The organism is Nonomuraea sp. MG754425 (assembly GCF_021699195.1).
Lineage (GTDB): Bacteria > Actinomycetota > Actinomycetes > Streptosporangiales > Streptosporangiaceae > Nonomuraea.
In genome coordinates this window covers 1-17,591 of record NZ_SSXE01000005.1, presented here as the reverse complement: position 1 = coordinate 17,591, position 17,591 = coordinate 1, and the positions used below count along the sequence as shown (strand labels likewise).

At 69.1% G+C, this 17,591-nt stretch carries 28 protein-coding genes; 3 read left to right on the top strand and 25 right to left on the bottom strand.

Annotated features, from left to right (window positions below):
* The 10 genes from FAF44_RS02725 to FAF44_RS02680 form a co-directional block, all read right to left on the bottom strand.
* Complete coding sequence (locus tag FAF44_RS02725; RefSeq protein WP_237101365.1) at window positions 1–300, bottom strand: DUF4326 domain-containing protein; 300 nt, start codon at window positions 298–300, stop codon at window positions 1–3.
* Entirely contained in the window at window positions 293–664 is a 372-nt protein-coding gene (locus tag FAF44_RS02720; RefSeq protein WP_237101364.1) for a hypothetical protein, read from the bottom strand. The genes FAF44_RS02725 and FAF44_RS02720 overlap by 8 nt, the downstream gene beginning before the upstream one ends.
* Window positions 657–1,580 carry a DUF5131 family protein gene (locus tag FAF44_RS02715; protein WP_237101363.1) on the bottom strand — a complete coding sequence of 308 codons (924 nt, stop codon included), beginning with the start codon at window positions 1,578–1,580 and terminating at the stop codon, window positions 657–659. Before FAF44_RS02715 ends, FAF44_RS02720 begins: the two co-directional genes overlap by 8 nt.
* A complete protein-coding gene (locus tag FAF44_RS02710; RefSeq protein ID WP_237101362.1) occupies window positions 1,570–2,214 on the bottom strand; it encodes a hypothetical protein in 645 nt (214 codons plus the stop codon). Before FAF44_RS02710 ends, FAF44_RS02715 begins: the two co-directional genes overlap by 11 nt.
* A complete protein-coding gene (locus FAF44_RS02705; protein ID WP_237101361.1) occupies window positions 2,211–2,507 on the bottom strand; it encodes a hypothetical protein in 297 nt (98 codons plus the stop codon). Before FAF44_RS02705 ends, FAF44_RS02710 begins: the two co-directional genes overlap by 4 nt.
* Window positions 2,504–2,803 (bottom strand): hypothetical protein, encoded by a 300-nt coding sequence (locus tag FAF44_RS02700; RefSeq protein WP_237101360.1) that lies wholly within the window; start codon window positions 2,801–2,803, stop codon window positions 2,504–2,506. Before FAF44_RS02700 ends, FAF44_RS02705 begins: the two co-directional genes overlap by 4 nt.
* An 84-nt stretch (window positions 2,804–2,887) precedes the next feature.
* Window positions 2,888–4,900: a DNA cytosine methyltransferase gene (locus tag FAF44_RS02695; RefSeq protein WP_237101359.1), complete on the bottom strand. Its 2,013-nt coding sequence runs from the start codon at window positions 4,898–4,900 to the stop codon at window positions 2,888–2,890.
* Complete coding sequence (locus FAF44_RS02690; protein WP_237101358.1) at window positions 4,897–5,070, bottom strand: hypothetical protein; 174 nt, start codon at window positions 5,068–5,070, stop codon at window positions 4,897–4,899. The genes FAF44_RS02695 and FAF44_RS02690 overlap by 4 nt, the downstream gene beginning before the upstream one ends.
* 13 nt (window positions 5,071–5,083) lie before the next feature.
* Window positions 5,084–6,262, bottom strand: coding sequence for a hypothetical protein (locus FAF44_RS02685; protein WP_237101357.1), 1,179 nt, complete (start codon window positions 6,260–6,262; stop codon window positions 5,084–5,086).
* Entirely contained in the window at window positions 6,262–6,888 is a 627-nt protein-coding gene (locus FAF44_RS02680; protein WP_237101356.1) for a hypothetical protein, read from the bottom strand. The genes FAF44_RS02685 and FAF44_RS02680 overlap by 1 nt, the downstream gene beginning before the upstream one ends.
* A gap of 77 nt (window positions 6,889–6,965) precedes the next feature.
* On the opposite strand from FAF44_RS02680, the gene FAF44_RS02675 reads away from it, so the two are divergent.
* Window positions 6,966–7,238, top strand: a complete 273-nt coding sequence (locus FAF44_RS02675) for a hypothetical protein (RefSeq protein ID WP_237101355.1) — start codon at window positions 6,966–6,968, stop codon at window positions 7,236–7,238.
* Here FAF44_RS02675 and FAF44_RS02670 read toward each other — a convergent pair.
* From FAF44_RS02670 to FAF44_RS02600, 15 genes are all read right to left on the bottom strand, one after another.
* Entirely contained in the window at window positions 7,235–7,708 is a 474-nt protein-coding gene (locus FAF44_RS02670) for a hypothetical protein (RefSeq protein ID WP_237101354.1), read from the bottom strand. The two genes, FAF44_RS02675 and FAF44_RS02670, sit on opposite strands and share 4 nt — an antisense overlap.
* Window positions 7,709–7,801: 93 nt before the next feature.
* Window positions 7,802–9,082, bottom strand: coding sequence for a hypothetical protein (locus tag FAF44_RS02665; protein ID WP_237101353.1), 1,281 nt, complete (start codon window positions 9,080–9,082; stop codon window positions 7,802–7,804).
* A gap of 61 nt (window positions 9,083–9,143) precedes the next feature.
* The gene (locus FAF44_RS02660; protein WP_237101352.1) at window positions 9,144–9,677 is read right to left on the bottom strand and encodes a hypothetical protein; all 534 of its coding nucleotides are present in this window, start codon (window positions 9,675–9,677) and stop codon (window positions 9,144–9,146) included.
* A 61-nt stretch (window positions 9,678–9,738) separates the two neighbouring features.
* Window positions 9,739–10,011, bottom strand: a complete 273-nt coding sequence (locus tag FAF44_RS02655; protein ID WP_237101351.1) for a hypothetical protein — start codon at window positions 10,009–10,011, stop codon at window positions 9,739–9,741.
* A gap of 448 nt (window positions 10,012–10,459) precedes the next feature.
* Window positions 10,460–10,960 carry a hypothetical protein gene (locus FAF44_RS02650; RefSeq protein WP_237101350.1) on the bottom strand — a complete coding sequence of 167 codons (501 nt, stop codon included), beginning with the start codon at window positions 10,958–10,960 and terminating at the stop codon, window positions 10,460–10,462.
* Between the two features lie 2 nt (window positions 10,961–10,962).
* A complete protein-coding gene (locus FAF44_RS02645) occupies window positions 10,963–11,598 on the bottom strand; it encodes a hypothetical protein (RefSeq protein WP_237101349.1) in 636 nt (211 codons plus the stop codon).
* A 71-nt stretch (window positions 11,599–11,669) separates the two neighbouring features.
* Window positions 11,670–12,299: a hypothetical protein gene (locus FAF44_RS02640; RefSeq protein ID WP_237101348.1), complete on the bottom strand. Its 630-nt coding sequence runs from the start codon at window positions 12,297–12,299 to the stop codon at window positions 11,670–11,672.
* The gene (locus FAF44_RS02635; protein WP_237101347.1) at window positions 12,296–12,616 is read right to left on the bottom strand and encodes a hypothetical protein; all 321 of its coding nucleotides are present in this window, start codon (window positions 12,614–12,616) and stop codon (window positions 12,296–12,298) included. Before FAF44_RS02635 ends, FAF44_RS02640 begins: the two co-directional genes overlap by 4 nt.
* A complete protein-coding gene (locus FAF44_RS02630; protein ID WP_237101346.1) occupies window positions 12,613–12,765 on the bottom strand; it encodes a hypothetical protein in 153 nt (50 codons plus the stop codon). The genes FAF44_RS02635 and FAF44_RS02630 overlap by 4 nt, the downstream gene beginning before the upstream one ends.
* Window positions 12,765–13,121, bottom strand: a complete 357-nt coding sequence (locus FAF44_RS02625) for a hypothetical protein (protein WP_237101345.1) — start codon at window positions 13,119–13,121, stop codon at window positions 12,765–12,767. Before FAF44_RS02625 ends, FAF44_RS02630 begins: the two co-directional genes overlap by 1 nt.
* 14 nt (window positions 13,122–13,135) lie before the next feature.
* Complete coding sequence (locus FAF44_RS02620; RefSeq protein WP_237101344.1) at window positions 13,136–13,282, bottom strand: hypothetical protein; 147 nt, start codon at window positions 13,280–13,282, stop codon at window positions 13,136–13,138.
* On the bottom strand, window positions 13,279–13,569 hold the full coding sequence (locus FAF44_RS02615) for a hypothetical protein (RefSeq protein WP_237101343.1): 291 nt from the start codon (window positions 13,567–13,569) through the stop codon (window positions 13,279–13,281). The genes FAF44_RS02620 and FAF44_RS02615 overlap by 4 nt, the downstream gene beginning before the upstream one ends.
* A gap of 195 nt (window positions 13,570–13,764) precedes the next feature.
* The gene (locus FAF44_RS02610; RefSeq protein ID WP_237101342.1) at window positions 13,765–14,403 is read right to left on the bottom strand and encodes a hypothetical protein; all 639 of its coding nucleotides are present in this window, start codon (window positions 14,401–14,403) and stop codon (window positions 13,765–13,767) included.
* Between the two features lie 317 nt (window positions 14,404–14,720).
* Window positions 14,721–15,050, bottom strand: coding sequence for a hypothetical protein (locus FAF44_RS02605; RefSeq protein ID WP_237101506.1), 330 nt, complete (start codon window positions 15,048–15,050; stop codon window positions 14,721–14,723).
* Window positions 15,050–16,183, bottom strand: coding sequence for a hypothetical protein (locus FAF44_RS02600; RefSeq protein WP_237101505.1), 1,134 nt, complete (start codon window positions 16,181–16,183; stop codon window positions 15,050–15,052). The genes FAF44_RS02605 and FAF44_RS02600 overlap by 1 nt, the downstream gene beginning before the upstream one ends.
* Window positions 16,184–16,538: 355 nt before the next feature.
* On the opposite strand from FAF44_RS02600, the gene FAF44_RS02595 reads away from it, so the two are divergent.
* Both FAF44_RS02595 and FAF44_RS02590 read left to right on the top strand, forming a co-directional pair.
* Window positions 16,539–17,390 (top strand): phosphotransferase, encoded by an 852-nt coding sequence (locus tag FAF44_RS02595; protein ID WP_237101341.1) that lies wholly within the window; start codon window positions 16,539–16,541, stop codon window positions 17,388–17,390.
* 58 nt (window positions 17,391–17,448) lie between these two features.
* The coding region (locus tag FAF44_RS02590) for a zf-TFIIB domain-containing protein (RefSeq protein WP_237101503.1) at window positions 17,449–17,591 on the top strand (143 nt) is incomplete at its 3' end.

Below are 17,591 nucleotides of genomic sequence, written 5' to 3'. Positions count from 1 at the left end.
TCACCGCCTGGCCGCCATCGCGGGGAGCAGCACGTCGCCGTGGCACCAGTCGGTTGGCTTGCACCAGCAGGCCACGTCCGCGTCGCCGATCTCCTGGATGGCCCGATCGATGAGGTCCGGGTTGTCGCAGAGGTACTGGCGGTACATGATCTCGGAGTTCTTCCGCCCGTAGACCTTGACGGGGAACGGGTTCGCGAATGGCGACCTAGGCAGGCCCGGCGCGGCGCGGCCGATGTAGACGGCTCCGGCGGGGACCTGGCCGTGGAACAGATCCCCAGCGACCTTGACCCGCCTACCCACGGCCGGTCGCCTTCTTCAGGACGTACTGCGCCGCCGCCACCGCGGGCTCGAAACAGTCGCAATCCTCACCGACGATGCCGTCGCAGCCAGCGTGGTAGTCGCCGGCGTCTTGGGCTCGGACCTCACGCTCCCGGATGAGGAGAGCCCGCTCCAGGATGTCCGCGAGCGGTACAGCCAGGCCGGGATCGCAGATGGCGATCCAAGCGGCATCGGCGTAGCACTGGTACGCGGTGGCGACCGGCCCGGCCGGGCCGTCCACGTTGTGGCCGTTGGCCCGCCACGGGGCGCCGCTCGTCTGCGCGGCGATCTCGCGGCAGAGGTTGGCCGCCATCTCCAGTTCTTCCCAGAGGGTCAGGTCAGGCATCGGGGTACTCCCTCGGGAACCGCTCGGGCCACTCGGCCGGGTTGTGGCCCTTCGAGTCGGAGCAGCCCCACTCCTTCGCGAGCACGGCGCCGGCCTGCTTCATGAAGAAGGGGACTCCTGTCTTGACGCATTGGTCGCGGAGACGGCGCGGCCAGTCCGGGTGCATCGGCCTCGCGCCAGGCCCGGACTCGCCGCCGGCGACGACCCAGTCGAGGCGGGGCTCGTTGCGCTGGAGCGGGTCGCGGCCGATCCAGTTGATTCGGCACAGGGTCACTGGCCCGAGCAGCGGCTCAGCCGAGATCCACCGGACGGCGACCGGAGTCTCCAGGAGGGCGGGGATGCGGATGTCGGCCCACTGCTGGTTCTCGACCGAGACGCCCAACCAGATGTTTCGCCTCGGCCACTCACCGAACATCACGGAGTCGTGCATGACGTCGCCGTTCTCGCACATCTGCCCGGCCCAGTAGGCAACCTCGGTTCGGAACACTTCCGACGACAGCAGAGAGCGCATCCGCCCGTGGCGTTTGGTGAGGATCTGGAACGCGTGCTGCGGCGCGGACGCCATCATGGCGAAGACCTGGGTGATGAACTGGTCCGGGATCGCGTCGTGGAACAGGTCGGACAGGGAGTTGACGAACACCATGCGGGGCTGGCGCCACTTAAGCGGCATATCGAGCCGGTCGGGCAGCAGGTTGACCTGGCCGGTCCAGTCGAGACGGTCGCCGGTGTGCTCGACCACGCCCGCGAACGCGGCGGCGATCTTCGGGTTCGGGTTGGCTTCCCGGATGCGGGCGAGCGGGATGGGGTAGCAGTTGTCGCAGCCTGGCGACACTCGCTTGCAGCCGATGGTGGGGTTCCAGGTGGCGGGCTGGTAGCCGGGCTTGTTCAGCCACTCGATCGTGCTGTTATCCGACATGGGCGATCTCCTTCGTGGTGGTGGTGATCGGTTCGGGGTAGCGATAGACCCACAGGCCGCGCGCCCCGTCAGCGATCTCGTTCGCGGCGCTCGGCTTCTGGCGGGAGCCGCCCTTGGGGCCCTTCGAGACGCGGATGCGCTCGAAGCCGTCGAAGCGGTAGAGCTGGCCAGGCGTGCCCGGCAGGCTCGTGGACGACAGCGCCTCGATCTGCGGCTGCCCGCCGCACAGCTCGGCGCTGCGCGCGTCCCAGCGGGCGTAGGCGCCCAGCCACATCGGCACGAGGTACATGCGGGCGATACGCAGCACCGCCCGCAGGCAGCGCTCGTCACGGCGGTCCGGCGAGCGGGCGATCCGAGCCAGGTCCACCGTGTTGTACCGGTGCAGCCCGTCCGTCTTGCTGACGCTGGCGTTGATGGTGCTGGCCAGCACCACGGCGGCGGCCACCCGGCCACGGTCCTCCATGACGAACGCCAGGCTGCCGAACGGACGCGTGTAGGGCCGGCCGTCCGGGTGTTCGTCGTCGGGCAGGTGCAGCGGGTGCCGCCAGGCGATCAGCAACTCCACGACCTCGGGCAGATCCACCTGGTAGAACGCGACTACAGGGGACATCCGCAGGGCCAGTTGGCGACTCATCGGGATGTTCGCCTTCCCGTCTGCGCGCGAGCAGTGTCAGCGATAGCGATCTCCAGGCAGACCTTGTGCGTGGCCCGCCCGTCGTTGTCGCGGAAATGAGCTGTCACACCGCACGACCAGCACGGGTCTGGACGCGGCCCGCTGTAGGCCACGCAGTTGGTGCAGTTCTTCGGGTGTCGAAACGAAGAACCGACGCTGGCCTGGACGCGGATATCGCAGCAGAGAATGCACCCGATCGTGTGGTGGATGAGCGGGCGCTTCTGCCAATCGAGCATGACGGTGTTGTCGGTCACGAGTGGACGCCCATCTGGCCCTGCTCAAACCAGCGCCGCAGGCCCTCCACGACCGGGGCGGCGTACTCGACGCCGATCCCGGTCAGCACGTTCTCCCGAGCGACCCAGCCGTCGTGGGAGTCGTTTTCGATGTCGAGTCGCCAGGCACCGTCGTCGGTCGGGTCGAAGATGAGCCGCCCAGCGGCGGTTTCGACGGTGACCTCGTGTTCGTCGCCGTCGTAGTCGATGCGTGCTGCGATTCCGGCTTGGGTGAGGGTGGTGTGGAGGTCTTCGTTCTGCTGGTCGTACTTGCCCATGTCGGGCCTCGCCTTCTTGTGGTGGGGAGCCCCGCCGACCCGACGGCCGGCGGGGCCTGGATGGCTTGTTGGCGGAACCGCCAACTACGATTCGTCGAGCTGTTCTCCGTGAAGGGCTGCGCGAAGGCGTCTGCCGATCCACTCTCCAACGGGAGGGCTGACGGCGTTGCCGAAGCCGTCAATCTGGTCTCTCGCGGAGCCCCAGACGATGAACGCGCCCTTGTGGTTGCCGAAATCGACATCGAAGCCGCAGCCAACGCCGACTTCGTGAGGGGCCATCATGCGGAAGTGGCAGTCCTCCAATTTCAGATCCGCAAGGGCATCGCGCCACTGGGCGTGGAGTAGTGCCGTGGTGTCGCGCGCCGTCAGCGTGCCGAGCGGGTCGCTCGCAGGATGCGGAGCGGTCGCGTCGGCCTCGGAACCGTTCTGCTTGTACCAACCGGAGAACATCAGGGCCATCGTGTTGTCCGCGATGACGGTCTTGAGCGGCTGGTCAACCCCGGACACCCGCCGGTCTGTCCCCTGGTTGAACTGGACGAGCCCGGCCGCCGTGAGTAGCCCAGGGATCTGGTCGGACGTGACGGTCGGCATCGCCTCAGAATGCGAGGTTGGCACGGTGTTCTTCCGGAACGGCACGACGCCAGCGGACAGCAGCCCCAGTGTCTCCGAGCCGCCTTGCGTGGGCAGCACCTCATCGACACCACGGGGGGAGCCCTGGAAGTTGTTGACCGCGAGCAGGACCGCCTTCTCGTGCGTGGTCGTGACCGTGTCCATCGGCTCCGTGATGTGCTGGCCATCGCCATTGTGGCGGTGGGCAGCCATCACCTGTCCGGTCACCAGGGAGACCGGCGGCGTGATCAGCGCCTGCGTATTGGTCGCGGTCTGAGAGGGCAGCGGCTCGTCCAGCGTGCGGGTGCGGCAGTCGGAACCGGGCCGCTCGAAGGTGTTGCCCGCGGCGGCGACGAGCGCCCCGGTCGAGAGGATCGCCGTCTCCTGCTGGCTGGTCTGCGTGGAGAGGGGCTGCCAGGGGTGGCGTTCGGACCCGTGCGCGGCCTTGGCCGGCATGAGCACGGCGGGGAAGTCGGCGAACTTCTGCCTGCACCGCTCGGCCCTGGCCATCGTGGAGGGCGCAAGCGGGCTAAGGACGGTCTCGCCCGTCTTCTTATCCGTGAACTCCTTGAGCGGCCTGTCGCCAATCTTGGGGCCGAGGTCGGACAGGTCCAGCGCGTTCAGCGATGGCGCGAACGGCGGGATAACCACCCGGCGGCAGGAGGGACACCGGTACTCGTACTGCTTGCCGTAGCGGACGCTGCCCGTGGCCGGTACCCCGGTCCTCCAGGTCCATACCGCCTGGACGATCGTGCCGCAGAAGCCGCACCACGACTCGGGCCGGTGGTCGAGGTCCGGCGCGGGCAGCTTCTCGTCCCAGAAGATGATGTAGAGCCGGTCACGGGACTGCGGTACCCCGAAGAACATGCTGTTCAGGTACAGGATGCGGTGCTTGTAGCGCTCGATGCCCCACTGCTTGAGCCACCACCTGAAGGTGGTGCCGTCGCCGTACTTCTTGCCTGGTACCCGAGGCCCCCACGAGTACAGTTCCGTGGTGCACTCGATGAGTGCCATCCACGGGTGGTGCTTGGCCGCGTATTGCAGCGCGCACGTCGCAGTCGCCCTGTCCTTCTCCGATCGAGTGGCGCGCTCCTGATACTCGGGGTCGTCCAGCTCGAACAGCGCCAGGCCCAACTGGTACGCCTTCTGCGTGTTCGCCTGCGAGTGATTAGTGCAGCTCACGCCCGCGACGAGCAGATCAGCGCGGGGAAGGTCGGCGGCGGAGTGGTAGTCGGACGCCTCCGTGTCCACCAGGTCGGCGATCCAGTGCTCGGCGTTCGGGTGGTTCTTCTCGTGGACCTCGACCTTGTACTCGTCGTGGTTGGCCGCGAGGATCGTGGTGAACCCGGCCCGCTCGATGCCCTGCGTGAGCCCGCCGAAGCCAGAGAAGAGATCGACCGCGACGAAGTCGTCGTAGCGGAACCGGCGGCGGCGCAGCGCGGGGCGGTGCGACGCCGTACGGCTCTTCTGCGTAGGGCGCCGGCTCATGCTGCCCCTCCAGCGTTTGACTCCGGCGCGAGGCAGGGCTCGGTGAGCTGGACGAGCACGATCATCATGCCCTGGTCGTCGCCGATGCTGCGGCAGTAGTTCAACTGCTTGACGACCGCGTCACGCTCCTTGGGGGTCTGCGGGTGGTGGAACAGGTGGTGGCATGTCATGGGGTTCTCCAGGTCAGATGGCGAGTTCGAGCTGCCGGGTGGCCTTCAGGCCATCCCGCCACAGCTTCGGGAATCCGGGATTTGTCTTGTCGTGCGCCAGCGCGGGCGCGGCGGTCAGCAGGTGCTCGACGGTCGGGAAGTAGATGCCGCGCCGCCGCCACCACACCCGCCAGTGGCGGCCGTCCGTCTCCAGCCGCCGCCCGAGCAGGCCGGCGGCGCGCTCCAGGTGGGCGAGCATGTCGGCGCGGCTGCCGGTGACGAGCGGGCGCATGGACCGGGCCGGCCGTCCGCGCTTCATCGTGTCGCCGGGCTTGCTGCCGAAGCCGCGCTGCACGTCGTACACCGCCCACTCGGCGTCGTCGAGGTGGTGGTGGAACAGCTCCAGTAAGACGAAGCCGCCCGGCCAGTCGGCGAGCAGGTCGTAGAGCTGCTTGCCCGCGATCAGCCCCTGCTTGGGGTTGCAGGCGACGGCCAGGTACTCCATCGTCAGCGCACCCATGGCCTGGTAGGGGTGGGCGAGCAGGCGCGGGATGGTGCGCTCCCGGCCGCCCTTGGTGACGGAGAACGCGAACGGGCACTCGAAGCAGTGGCTGCGTTTCCATCGCACCCCAAGCTGCGCGAAGATGTAGCGCTCGCAGGCCCCCCAGTCCCAGCCCCAGTCCACGAGCGGATACCAGGGCCTCTTGTTGGGGAGGCCGAGCGCCAGGTCCCCGGCGACCCGGTCCGGTTCGCTCACGTCGTAGCCCATGATGTGCACGTACGGCTCGTCGCCGATGTTCGTCTTGAACCACTGGTCGATCACCCAGCCCTTGAACTTCTGGCTGTGTTTCCGATCCTTCGCCTGGGCTACGGTCGCGCTGCTCGTCAGCTCCTCCAACAGCGCGTACGCGCCGCTGGTCAGGCACAGGATCGGCTCGCGGGTGTCGTCCAGGACGACGATGCCGTCCCGCTCGTAGTGGCCCGCGCGGGCGACCTGCACCATACGCACCCGCCGCTTGGCGAGCAGGGGGTAGATGTGCTGCTCGACCATGACGGCGGTGTCCAGGAACTCGTCACCTGTCTGCGCGGTGATGACGATGAGGTTGGACAGGTCCTCGACCAGTTCGGCCGGGCGAGTCTCGGGCTCGAACAGCAGACGCAGAAGGGCCGCTGTGCCGTTGGCGCCCATCCCGTAGGAGAAGACGACGTACATCAGCCGGTGCCTCCGCCCGTGGGCATGGGCAGGCCGTACATGAGAACGCGGCCCAGGTCGGCCTGTTCCGGTTGCCCCCACGTCACCAGCCGCACCTTGCGGTGGGTGAGGGCGCGCAGGGAGATCCCTCGGGGCCCCTTCCGCGCCGACATGTTCACCTCGTACTCAGCCATTGAGAAGCGCACCGAGTACCACGGCGACGCGGCCCGCCCTGAACGGATGATGGTGTCCGCGCTCGGCGGCGCGGGCGGCTCACCGCACCAGCAGGCATCCGGGCGGCTGCACTGGCGGCGCTGCGGCCGGGTGCGGTCACGGTGGCGAGGCAGCCGGCCCACAAGCATCGGGCAGGCCCGGATCGAGTAGGCGGCGCACTCGGGATGCTGGGCGGGCTCGGGACCGTAGCCGTGGCCGAAGTCCTGCGGCCGGGCCATGAGCACCGCGGCGTCGCCGAGTTCGCGGGCGCAGAGCTGGCAGCGCCGCTTGATGAAGCACCTGGCGGTCCGGTCGTGGCTGACCTGCCCGAACTCGGGGGTGCTGTCCGCGTGTCGAAGGGCGATGTACGGGATGACCATCCCGTTGTGGGTGGGCGCGTGGATGAGGTGGATGGGCATCGCAGCGTTGGCCACTGTTCTCCTCCTGTTCTTCCTGGTGGTGGTGGTTGTCGCCCCCGCCGGAGCGTGAGGCGGGGCGTACGATCAGATGCGTGGATGCGCTAGATGAGCAGGTGTGGACGGTCGCCTGGTGGGGCGACGGCTGGGGCGTCTGGCCAGGCGAGAAGCCGGATCGCACCTGCGCGCCCGCCTACACCACCAGCAACATCACCCACGCCGCCCCCGATGCGGCGTCCTGGTGGGCAGTCGGCGTCGTGCCGCCCCACCCCAGGCTGCGGGTGAGCTGCCCGTATGGGGGCAACCCGGACGGCGAAAAGATCTTCCGCGCCCGAGCTGCCCGCTTTCGCTGGTGGAAACCGTGTTAGGCGGCGTCCCAAGCGGAGATGTCGCGAGGCTTGTCGCAGTTGATCCGCTTGGTCTCCTCAACTTTCGCCCGGTACTCCTTACCGGTGTCGAACGTCCCCGCCACCCCCACCGCGGCCCAGTAGCGGCCCGACAGGCACGGGTAGTGAGTCAGCACGTACCGGTGATCCGGGGTCATGCTTGAAAACTTGTCACTGTTGACGGTCAACCGGGGCGCTCTCAGCGTCTCCCGGTAGTCCAGGCTGATGGACAGGACCTGGGTGGCCACGCCGGATGGCTTCGTGCATTCCTCGTTGACCAGGACGCGGACACGCGGCTCAGCCGACCCGATCCGGACCGCCTCGATGTGCACGTACCGCTGGCAACCCAGCGCGCCGGGCTTGTACGGGTCGGTGGTGGTGCCCCTCCCGCTGCATCCTGCGGGCTCGGCGGCGAGGAGGACCGCCGCCATGGCGATTGCTGCGAGTTTCATGATTGCTCCCTTGGGGTGGAGGGTGGCCCGCCCGCCGGCGGGCGGGCCGTACGATCGGGGTGGCGCGAGCCCGATAGGCGCGGGCTCGCGCTTCTACAGCTCGTTCGGGTTGACGGCCTGGTGGCGGTGCTCGGCCGCCCGCCGCTCAGCGTCGGCTCGCTGGTCGGCCAGTTCACGCTCCCGCTCGGCCAGCCGCGTGGCCTCATGCTCCGCCTCACGCGCTCGGCGAGCGGCGCGCTTGCGGAACCCGGCTTCCTCGATGGCGTCGATCTCGACGAGCCCGCGGTAGTGCGGGAGGAGCTGCCGGAGGATCTGGCCCATCTTCTCGGCCGCGCCCTCGGTGACGGTGCCGCCGTAGCCGGCCCGGTGCGGGGAGAACCACCGCCACCGCTCCTCGTGCGGGTACACGAGCGACGTTCCGGCGAAGGTGATGCCGTTGAGGATGAGGGCGTGCGGCCCAGCGGGGTAGTACCGGCTGTCCCAGTGCCGGTCAGCAGCGGACACGTCGTCGCCGTACTGGACGGTGACCGCCGCATAGCCCGCGCCCTCGTCGTTGCGCAGCTCGTACGGGCTGATCCAGACGACACCGAGCCCGGCGATGGCGTACCGGACGCCGGGCCGGTCGAGGTCTACCGTGTGCAGGTATCGGTAGCTGCGCTTCTTCGGCTTGCCGCCCTGATTCGTCGCGGTCGTCGTGACCGAGATGGTCCCCCAGCGGACGCCGGGCGTCTCGTACGGGTCGCCGTAGTCGTCCTGCATCGGATCTGGCCCGAGCGTGGACAGCACCGTGGTGTCGAACCCGCCGAGCTGCTTGAGGACGGCGGCCACCGCCTCGGCCACGTCTTCCCGCGTGGGTGGCGGACCGGACTGCGGCTGCCGTATCGGGCAGGAGTCGGGGCATGGGTCGCCCGCGGGGCCGTTGCAGAACACGCAGGGGCGGTCCTTCGGCGCGGTCGCCGCGGACGGGTAGATGTCCTCGATCGGCCAGATCCGGTAGGAGTCCTCGACCTCCTCCGTCTTGCCCGTCTGCGTGTTCTCGACCTCCTTGACGAACTTCCGCTCGACCTTCGGCGCGAGGATCCAGATCGCTGCGCTCGGGTCGATCACCTCGCGGCCAAATCCGTAGCCGCCCCAGAAGCGCCGCGGCTGCACGTGGGCGACGTGCGGGTTTTGGCCGTAGATGCGCATGCAGTTCCGGATCGAGTAGAAGCCGCCCATTCGGGCGCAAAAGACGCGGAACCCGTCGATCGCTTCGGGGTGGTCCCGGAGGAGGGTCGCGGTCTTCACTTCGGCGTCGTATGCGCGGGCGCGGCCGGCGTCCTTGCGGGCTCGCCAGGCGGCGAGTTCTTCTTCGGTCATGTCGGTTCTTGCCACGGTGGTTCCTCCTTGGTGGTGAGGTGGCTGGCCCGCACGACGCGGGCCAGCCAGCAGGGGGTCAGTCAGGGAGACGGTCCAGCCACGCGCGCAGGTCCGCGATCGTGGTGCCCGGCGCGAACAGCGGATGCGGGACACCGAGCAGGTTGCCTTTGTCGTTGAACACGGCCTGAGGCTCTAGCCCGAGGAGCCGCAGCGCGGCGTCCCGAACGTGCACGACTTTCTGGCCGCATATGGTCGCGAGCGCGCCCTCGGGGTCGGACTCGTCGGCCAGCACGTAGCCCGTGTTGTAGAAGGCGGTGGTCCAGTTGGTGGGTTCGCCGTCCAGGAGGGGGGTGCCGTCCGCGCTGATGGTGACCAGCCACTTGCGATCGGCCAGTTCAGCGGTGTACCCGGCGGCGCACAGCGAGGTGCCGCACCTGTTGGCGGACATCTGGATCAGGCTTTGCCAGCCGACCTGGCTCCAGCAGGTGAACCCGTTGGGGGCGGGCTCCTCGGCGTTCTCGATCTGGCTGAGGGTTCCGTCGTGCTCGATCCGCTCGATGACGGCAGCGAGCAGCGACCTGTTGCGCAGGTGGGTGGTCGAGTTGGTCATGATCGTTCCTCCTGTTGGGATGGAGCTGGCCCGCAGGCGTTGCGGGCCAGCTCCGAAGTGGTCAGTTGGCGGGGGTGCCTTGGTCGGCGATCGGAGTGAAGCTGCGCTTGCTCAGCTCGCCCGCGACCGGCAGGCCGGTCACCTCGGCGAGGACCTGGCACATCTCGGTCGCCCGGTCGAGGGGGACCGCGTCGCCGAGCCGGTGCGCGATGGGCTTCTCGTCGCGCTGGTAGACGACGACCGTCTGCCAGCCCTGCTGGTAGAAGTCGAACCAGCCGAAGTACGGCGGGGCCGGAGTGGCGGGCGCGTTGACGGGTCGGCTGTTGTCGGTCATGATCTTCTCCTTGGCTTCGTTGGCGGTTCCGCCAACTTCATGCGGTGAGGCCGCCACGCTGCTGCGGCGGCCTCCAGGGCGGCGTACAGTTCCTCTTCGGCCGACTCCGGGAAGGTGTCGGCCCATTTGGCGACTCGCACGTACGCCATGCGCGAGTCGTCCAGCCCCGTCGCGACCTCCGGCTTGGAGCGGGGCAGATGGTGGAAATCCACGAGCCACGCCAACGTGTCTTGGACAACCGGGACCCGGCACTGCGGTGCCCCGGCGACGAACACGTCCCCGGCGAGCACGCCGATCGCGCCGACCGGGCAGAAGCCGTGACCGGTGGTGAGGCGGCCGATGACGAAGTCACCCGCACTCTCCAGGTGGCGCGCATCAGGTCGATGGCGTCGCGGATCAGGTCGGCCGGGGTCGGCTCTGGCGGGGCGGTAAGCAGGTCGGTCATCGGTTACAGGTCCTCCTCGCGGATCGGCGTGGGCAGCCCGAGCGAGTCGTGGCGCGGCCCGAGGATGTACGGCACGCCGAGCTCGACGGCCAGCTTGACCGCTGCCTCGCCAGACTCGGCCCACCGGCGGACCTGCCAGGTGCCATTTGTCTTCTCGACCAGGGCGTATTCGCCGTACTCGTAACCGTCGAGGTTGCCGCCGGTGAAGATGACGCTCATCGGCCGGTACCGCTTGGTGCCGTCCGGGAGGGTGACGTGGTGGATGCTGTGGGGCAGGCAGTGTCGGCACTGCCGCATCCCGGCGTCCATTGCCCGCCGATACGTGGTCTCCCGCTCGTCGCTCGCCCCGGCTTCCTTGGCAAGGGGGCAGATGGGCAGGTGTAGCACCCTCCGACCGTCGTTCCACGTGGTGACGTAGGTGTGGAACCCGTCCGGGTCCTGGTAGGCAGGGTGGTTCAGCAGCCGGATACCGAACTTGACCGGCTTGCGCGTGGTGCTGGGCATGGTCAGCCTTTCTCGACGGCCGCCGAAGCGGCGGGGGCGGGGATCTCGTGCAGGACCCGGACGACGACCAGCCGCCGGTCCCCGTACTCGGCGTGGTAGTCGCACAGCACTTTCCGCTCCAGCGGCGCGCTGTCGTCGCGGGTGTACTCGCGGGTCAGGCACATCACCGCGCCGACGCCGCCGCACAACCAGCCCTTGCACTCCCCCGCCTCGGCCGGGGCCGGGTCGAGGGTGGCCGCGCTGGCCGGGAACGGGTCGCCGTTAACACCGTCGTCGTACACGACGGCCAGCCGGAACTTCCACGGACCAGCGGCCGGGGGCCGCTCCTCCAGCTCGAACCCGACGATGGTCCCGGCCCGGCCGGCGACCGTGACCCGGTCTCCCACCTTGTGCAGGGCCGCCTCGGTGCGGCTGGTCTTGAGCCACCGTCCGACGTCGCTCATGTCGATGGTTACGGGCGTGGTGGTGCCCGGCCGCAGCAGCTCGGCGGTCTTCGGCTCGTCTCCCTCGAAGGTGACGCGGATGGTCCAGGCGTCGCGCTTCAGCGTGAATACGAGGTGGGCGCGTTCTCCGCAGCGAGCGAATTCCCAGCGGGCCAGCAGCGCGTGCGTGGTCAGTAGATCTGGCTTGTAGCTCATGCTCCCTCTCCCTCAGAGCTCGGGGTGGTGGTGGGTGCTCGTGCTGACGGTGGCGCGTCAGCACCGGCAGGTCAGATGTCGCGCGGATAGTCGCTCTCGCCGTGGCCGTCAGCCCGGTAGTGGTCGTAGAAGTTGCGGTCGTGGTAATCGGTGAGCAGGTCCGAGCCGTCGTAGTTGTACGCCCAGGTGATCTCCTTGAGGGCGTCACGCAAGGCGGTGAGCTGCGGCCCGGCAGACCGCCACGTCCTCGACCGGTCGTACGGGTCCTCCCGGTCGATCCACCACTCGGCAGGCACACCCTTGATCGTGATGTCGATCGAGCGGGTGAAGGTGTTGTCGTCCTTCCGGACGAAGAACTTGATGCTCGCGGGCGCGTCCCCGATTGGCTCTGGAACCTTCACCTCGCCCGGCCGGGCCGGCTGCCGCCCGAGCTTGCGTAGGAGGGCGATGTCGCTGCGGACCAACTTGGTCAGCTCGGCGGACGGGATGTATCGACCGTCGTACTTGGAGCCGTACTGCCGCCGGGGCAGCCGGTAGTAGCCGCTCCACTCCTCGGACTTCTCGCTGATGTCCTGGCCCTCCCGCTGGGCACGGATCCGGAGCCGTTCCAGTAGACGCTGTGCGGTCGCCTTCTCCTCTTCGGGGGTGTTGGGGTGCTCAATGAGCGCCACGCACGCGTCAATCTTCGAGGTGAGGTTCATGCGTCACTCCGGTTCGCGATCGGGTCGGTGGGGGTGAGGCTGGAACGGCGGACGCACAGCAGTCGCTCACCGTTCTCGCCCTCCAGCTCGTAGCGGGGGAACAGGTGGCCGAACTGACGGTCGAACAGTTCGCGCGCTCGTTCTTGGTCGCGTCGGGTCAGGTTCCAGTACCACTGGTCCCACATCTGGTCGAAGACTTCGTCGCAGCGGTCGCAGTAGCGGCACGGGCCGATGATGGTGTGCGTGCCGTACTGCTCGGGCAGGGAGCCGTAGTAGACGACCACGGCCCCCGGCGCGAGCGGCTCCAGCTCCGTCATCGCCCGTCCTGCTTGTCCTCGTCGAGGATGCGCCTCAGGTCCTCGTGGGCGTGGCGCAGCATGTACGTGTGGTCGGCGGTCGGGTCGTCCAGGACGGACCCGATGACGGCGGCCAGGTTGACGAGCTCGTCGCGAATCCACTCGGGCATCAGATCTCCCGGTAGCGGGGGCCGCACGACTCCCACATGACGACGATCTGGTCAGCGGCGATCTCCGCGATCCGGGGCGAGATGGCGGCCCCGGTCTTGTAGAACACTTCGGCCTTGTCCATCGCCTGCTCGATCAGCTCGGGTGCGATGGCGGTGATGACGTCGGCCTTCTCGTACGGCATCGGCGCGTCCGGGTCGGGGTCCCAGTAGGGCGCCCACCACACGCTGCGGTCCCACGCGCCGGACGCGAGCCGCTTCTCGGCGTCGTCAAGGCCCCGCTGGAGCGGCAGCACGGCGCGCGACGCGCGAAGGTAGGCGTCCAGGTCCGGGTTGCTGGTTGCGACCAGCTTGTCCATCACGGTCCTCCCTGTCACAGGCCGGGGTCGGCGTCGGAAATCTCGAAGCCGTCGAACCAGTCGGCGGGGTCCTGCATGAGCACGCAGCCGGGGTCGCACTCGACGCCCGCGGCGGCGCGGCACTTTGGGCACGGCTCGCCGAGGTCGAACAGGGCGGTCACAGTGCGTCCTGCGTGGCGTTCCACTCCTCGTCGGAGTTGGCGACGAAGGTGCAGCCGCCGGTGCCCTCGGTGCATCGCGTTTGCCCCGGCCGGAGGCCGGCCTGCTCGGGGTAGACGGGCGGGTCGCGGTACATGACGCCGGAGCTGTGCGTGCAGATCCCTTTGGCGCGGAGAGCGGCGAGGCGGTTGCCCTCCCGCTCCATCGCGGTCTGTTCCAGGTCGGCGTCCCGCTGGAGGGTCTCGATGGCTTCCGTGTCGGTGCCGTAGTCGTCCGCGAAGTAGGACATGCTGATCTCCCATCGCATCGTGATCGAATCGGGGGTTGCGGTTCGGCCCGCGCGGTGCGTTATCTTGGGAGCGCTGTTCAAGGCACTCCCTCTTGGTGGTGGGGGTTCAAAGTCAGCAGGTGAGCCGGACCCATGTGGCGATGGGTCCGGCTCAACGCATTTCAGAGGGGGCCTGTTGGCGGTACCGCCAACGAGCTAATCGGCGAAGGGGTCGTAGCGGCGGGCCTGCTCGGCGATGTGGTCGAGCATCCCTGCCACAACATCGTCGTCCAGCACGGCGTAGTCGATCGGCGCGACGCGAGGGTCGCAGCCGTGGTGGAGGTGCAGCCAGCCGTGTGCCCAGGACTGAACGTCGTTGGCGTAGCTGGGCAGCAGGTGGTGGAAGTCGATGCCTGTCACCGGCTCCATGACGGAGGCGATGGCAACCGCAACTGCGTCGAGCGCGTGGTCGGGGCGGGCGCCGGCGGCCCGCGCGTCGGCGAGGACCTGGGAGGGGGTGATGGTGCCGATGTCGTTGGCGGGGATCGCGGTGACGGGGACAGCCGGGGGGAACGTCTCGTTGTAGCAGGCGGCGGCGGCCACGGCGCACATGTCGATGTCGCCGGTCTCGGGGTCGAGGGTGTTCGCGCAGAACTCGGCGGCGATCTCGGGGTGGAGGTCGTTGAAGGTGCCAAGCCCGGCGGCGACCTGTGCGGCGGTGATGCCCCAAATGACGGCGGCGCGCTGGTGGTCTTCGCTGACGTCGAGCTCGGCAGCGGCGTAGAGAAGGTCGCGGGGGGTGAGGGTGTGGATCTGGTCGGCGGGGATGCGCTGGTCGGGGGTGGGCTGGTGCATCGTTTCTCCTGGGGTGTTCCTGCTGGTCACTTCCTGTTTTGATCTTGCTAGGTACTGGTTCCAGTCTACCATTTCGCGCACGTATGTATATGTAAGACTTCTCCGCAGGTCGGCGCTTAATGATCTTGCCTGTGCGCGATTCTGAGCCAAGATCATTGTTGGCGGTACCGTCAACTCCAGACCGACCACGAACGTCCGCGAGCGGCCACCATAAAGACCGTTCCGCGCGTTCTAGCGCCACCGCGCACCGCGCCGACCCGGCAGCGACACGAAGTCAGGCCACCACCCTCACACCCGCCGATGCGAGCGCCTCCAGTTCAGCCACCGATCTCGTGATCTCGCTCCTGCCGGGCTCGCGCTCGTGCCCTGGCCAGCGCCTTCTCCCGCGCCAGCGCAGTCTGCGCCTGCTCGATCTCCTCCTCGCTGGGGCCGGCCACCTCCTCGGGCTCCGTCGCCCACCGGATCCGCTCCAGTTCCTGGGCGGCCTCCTCGTCGGCGCGCTTCCCCCGCCGGTCCTCCCCCGGTCGCCGCTCTCGGCGACGCCGGGCCGCGTCCTGGTCCCGCTCCCGCATCGCTCGGGCGACCCGCGGCGAGCTCGCCTTCAGCCACTCACGCGCGAGCGCCGCCCACTGCTTCGCATCCGCCATCACGACAACCTCCGCGCCCGCCAGGCGGCCAGCGCCTCCAACTCGGCCGCCTCCTTCTCCCGGCGGCGGCGCTCCATCTCTGCTCGCGCCGCCACGAACGCGGCATTAGGCCCGACCGCCGGCTGCTCGGGCACCTCCGTGACACCGAGCACGGCGGCAACGACGGGACAGTCCTCGGTCACGGCATCCGGCGCGGGCGCCTCCACCCATCCGGCCGCGGCACGCATCGCCGCCCACTCTCGCCGCCGCGCCTCCTGCCCCGCACGCCGGGCCGCGTCCACCGCCGCACGCCGCTGCGACCTCGACGCCACCGGCCGCCCCTCTCCGTCCAGCCACGCCGCGAGCCGATGCCGCACCCAGCCTGGCACATGCCTGATCTCCGACACGCTCGACCACGTGTACGTCCACCGCGAGTCGTCGGCCCGCGAGTCCAGCGCATGCAGCACGTCGGCAGCCGTCCACCCTTCGTCGATGAAGGCGCTCAGCCACCACCGGAGGTACCAGGCCGTGACGCGGCGCAGGATCGGGGCTTCCGCGCGCAGCCGCTCGCACAGGGCGATCTTGTCGCGTTTCGTCCGCGCCGTAGCGTGCAGTGGCCAGTGCGGCGAGATGCGTGGTTCGCGTGGCCTGCTTGGTGATCTCTCCTCGCGCGTGCGCGTGGGATCAACTCTGGTTCTCTCAGGGAGAGAACCAGTAGGGGGTTCACTTGTCCGTTCAGGCAGGTCAACACAGCGAGGATCATGATCACGGAGACGGTCCGCGCGTGAGCGGCGAGGCACGGCCAGCACCCAGACGGCTGCACGGTTGCCGAGGCCGTCATCGAGCAGGCCCGCCGCCGTCCCCTTACGGAACTGGCAGGTGCTGCCCTCCTCGACCGTGCCGAGCCAGCCCCGGACGCGCAGCCAGCGGACCCACCGCTTCACGGTCGCCTGTGACAGGCCGGTCACCTCAACCAGTCGCGCGATCGTCGGCCGGGAGCACATCGTGGACCAGTTGGCGGCCCACGCGATCAGGTTCGCGATCCGCGTCAGGTTCGCGTAGCCGTCGCAGCGGAGTTCCAGGGTCTCCAGGTCCTCCTTCAGGGTTCGCAGCCACTCCTTCTGCGAGCCGGCCCGGCGCATGCCTCGGGGCACCGCGGCGGCGATGAATGCTCTGGATGGTGAACCAGCGAGGTTGAGCGGGTGCTGTTGCGGGCGTGCTCCGACAGGCACGGCACTCCAGGGTGTGCCGGGCTGGGGCTGTCGTGGGCGGCCCGCGGTGGCCGCCGCCGTCATGGCGTCATGGCTGGTGACGGTGGGGTCGCAGACGGGAAGATCATTCCGCGTGCATTCCGCAGACAGCGGCATTCAGCGACACGGACCGGCACACGATGGCACACGCTGAACGCAGGCGACCCGCCGTTACCCCAGGTCACGAAGCCCATTCCGAATGGTCCTGCGACCGCGTTCGGCGAGCATCGGCTACAAACCTGCCGGATAGTCTGTACGAGTGGGTCTTGAAGGTGAGCTGGAGGGGATCGCCGCGGCGTACGGCGGCGCGGGGGAGCCCGTCTTACATCCGACGCGGACGGACGTCGTGGTGTTGCGCATGGGCGAGGTCGTGGTCAAGGCTCATTCGGCGCGTGACGATCCCGAGGGGCTGCGGCCGAGGCTGCGGGCCGCGGCGTCGGCGGCGGCGAGCGGCGTGATGCTGGCCCCGCTGGAGCGCGAGGTGCTGGCGGCCGGCGGGCGGGCGGTGACGGTGTGGCCGGCGGGCCGGCCGGTCTCGCACGACGACCCGGGCTCGGCGCCCTGGGAGGAGGGGGCGCGGCTGCTGGCCAGGCTGCACGCCGTCCCCCTCACGGTGGTGCCGGGGCTGCCGGTCGCCGGTGGGCCCGCCAGGGCGGCCCGCGCGGTGGGCCGCATGACCGGCGACGGGCCGGTGGAGCAGCTCGTCCGGCGGGCGTTCGGGGAGTTGCCGGCAGCGCCGCCGCTGCCGGGCCTGCTGACGCACGGTGACTGGCATCTGGGCCAGCTCGTCCACCGCGACCGGTGGCTGCTCATCGACATCGACGATCTGGGCGTCGGCGACCCGGCGTGGGACCTCGCCAGGCCGGCCGCCTGGTACGCGGCGGGACTGCTCGAGCCGGCCGTGTGGGAGCGGTTCCTGGGGGCCTACCTCGCCTCCGGCGGGCCCGCGCTCGGGGAGGGCGACCCGTGGGCGCGGCTCGACGCGCCCGCCCGCGCGCTGACGGTTCAGCTCGCGGCGGTGGCCGTGGTCAACGCCGACGGTGAGGGCCGGGAACTGGATGAGGTGGAGTATTCGTTGGTCGAGTCGTGCAACAGAATCGTCCGGGCGTGACGGGGTTGCGCGCGGTAGGTTTCACCCTGAGACCTCGACGTCAAGGAGAGCGACTTCGATGCAGTGCCCCAAGTGCCGCGGGAACATGCGGACCTATGAGCGCAACGGCGTCCACATCGAGCAGTGCGACAACTGTCGTGGGATCTTCCTCGACTACGGCGAGCTGGAGGCGCTGAGCCGGATGGAGTCGCAGTACAACGC

What these genes read in the sequence shown, in the direction of transcription:
- FAF44_RS02605 (WP_237101506.1), bottom strand. Translation starts at nt 15,050, where the DNA reads ATGGCGGATGCGAAGCAGTGGGCGGCGCTCGCGCGTGAGTGGCTGAAG.
- FAF44_RS02650 (WP_237101350.1), bottom strand. Translation starts at nt 10,960, where the DNA reads ATGCCCAGCACCACGCGCAAGCCGGTCAAGTTCGGTATCCGGCTGCTG.
- FAF44_RS02625 (WP_237101345.1), bottom strand. Translation starts at nt 13,121, where the DNA reads ATGGACAAGCTGGTCGCAACCAGCAACCCGGACCTGGACGCCTACCTT.
- FAF44_RS02695 (WP_237101359.1), bottom strand. Translation starts at nt 4,900, where the DNA reads ATGAGCCGGCGCCCTACGCAGAAGAGCCGTACGGCGTCGCACCGCCCC.
- FAF44_RS02710 (WP_237101362.1), bottom strand. Translation starts at nt 2,214, where the DNA reads ATGAGTCGCCAACTGGCCCTGCGGATGTCCCCTGTAGTCGCGTTCTAC.
- FAF44_RS02645 (WP_237101349.1), bottom strand. Translation starts at nt 11,598, where the DNA reads ATGAGCTACAAGCCAGATCTACTGACCACGCACGCGCTGCTGGCCCGC.
- FAF44_RS02720 (WP_237101364.1), bottom strand. Translation starts at nt 664, where the DNA reads ATGCCTGACCTGACCCTCTGGGAAGAACTGGAGATGGCGGCCAACCTC.
- FAF44_RS02640 (WP_237101348.1), bottom strand. Translation starts at nt 12,299, where the DNA reads ATGAACCTCACCTCGAAGATTGACGCGTGCGTGGCGCTCATTGAGCAC.
- FAF44_RS02635 (WP_237101347.1), bottom strand. Translation starts at nt 12,616, where the DNA reads ATGACGGAGCTGGAGCCGCTCGCGCCGGGGGCCGTGGTCGTCTACTAC.
- FAF44_RS02685 (WP_237101357.1), bottom strand. Translation starts at nt 6,262, where the DNA reads ATGTACGTCGTCTTCTCCTACGGGATGGGCGCCAACGGCACAGCGGCC.
- FAF44_RS02700 (WP_237101360.1), bottom strand. Translation starts at nt 2,803, where the DNA reads ATGGGCAAGTACGACCAGCAGAACGAAGACCTCCACACCACCCTCACC.
- FAF44_RS02655 (WP_237101351.1), bottom strand. Translation starts at nt 10,011, where the DNA reads ATGACCGACAACAGCCGACCCGTCAACGCGCCCGCCACTCCGGCCCCG.
- FAF44_RS02715 (WP_237101363.1), bottom strand. Translation starts at nt 1,580, where the DNA reads ATGTCGGATAACAGCACGATCGAGTGGCTGAACAAGCCCGGCTACCAG.
- FAF44_RS02615 (WP_237101343.1), bottom strand. Translation starts at nt 13,569, where the DNA reads ATGTCCTACTTCGCGGACGACTACGGCACCGACACGGAAGCCATCGAG.
- FAF44_RS02630 (WP_237101346.1), bottom strand. Translation starts at nt 12,765, where the DNA reads ATGCCCGAGTGGATTCGCGACGAGCTCGTCAACCTGGCCGCCGTCATC.
- FAF44_RS02690 (WP_237101358.1), bottom strand. Translation starts at nt 5,070, where the DNA reads ATGACATGCCACCACCTGTTCCACCACCCGCAGACCCCCAAGGAGCGT.
- FAF44_RS02610 (WP_237101342.1), bottom strand. Translation starts at nt 14,403, where the DNA reads ATGCACCAGCCCACCCCCGACCAGCGCATCCCCGCCGACCAGATCCAC.
- FAF44_RS02660 (WP_237101352.1), bottom strand. Translation starts at nt 9,677, where the DNA reads ATGACCAACTCGACCACCCACCTGCGCAACAGGTCGCTGCTCGCTGCC.
- FAF44_RS02670 (WP_237101354.1), bottom strand. Translation starts at nt 7,708, where the DNA reads ATGAAACTCGCAGCAATCGCCATGGCGGCGGTCCTCCTCGCCGCCGAG.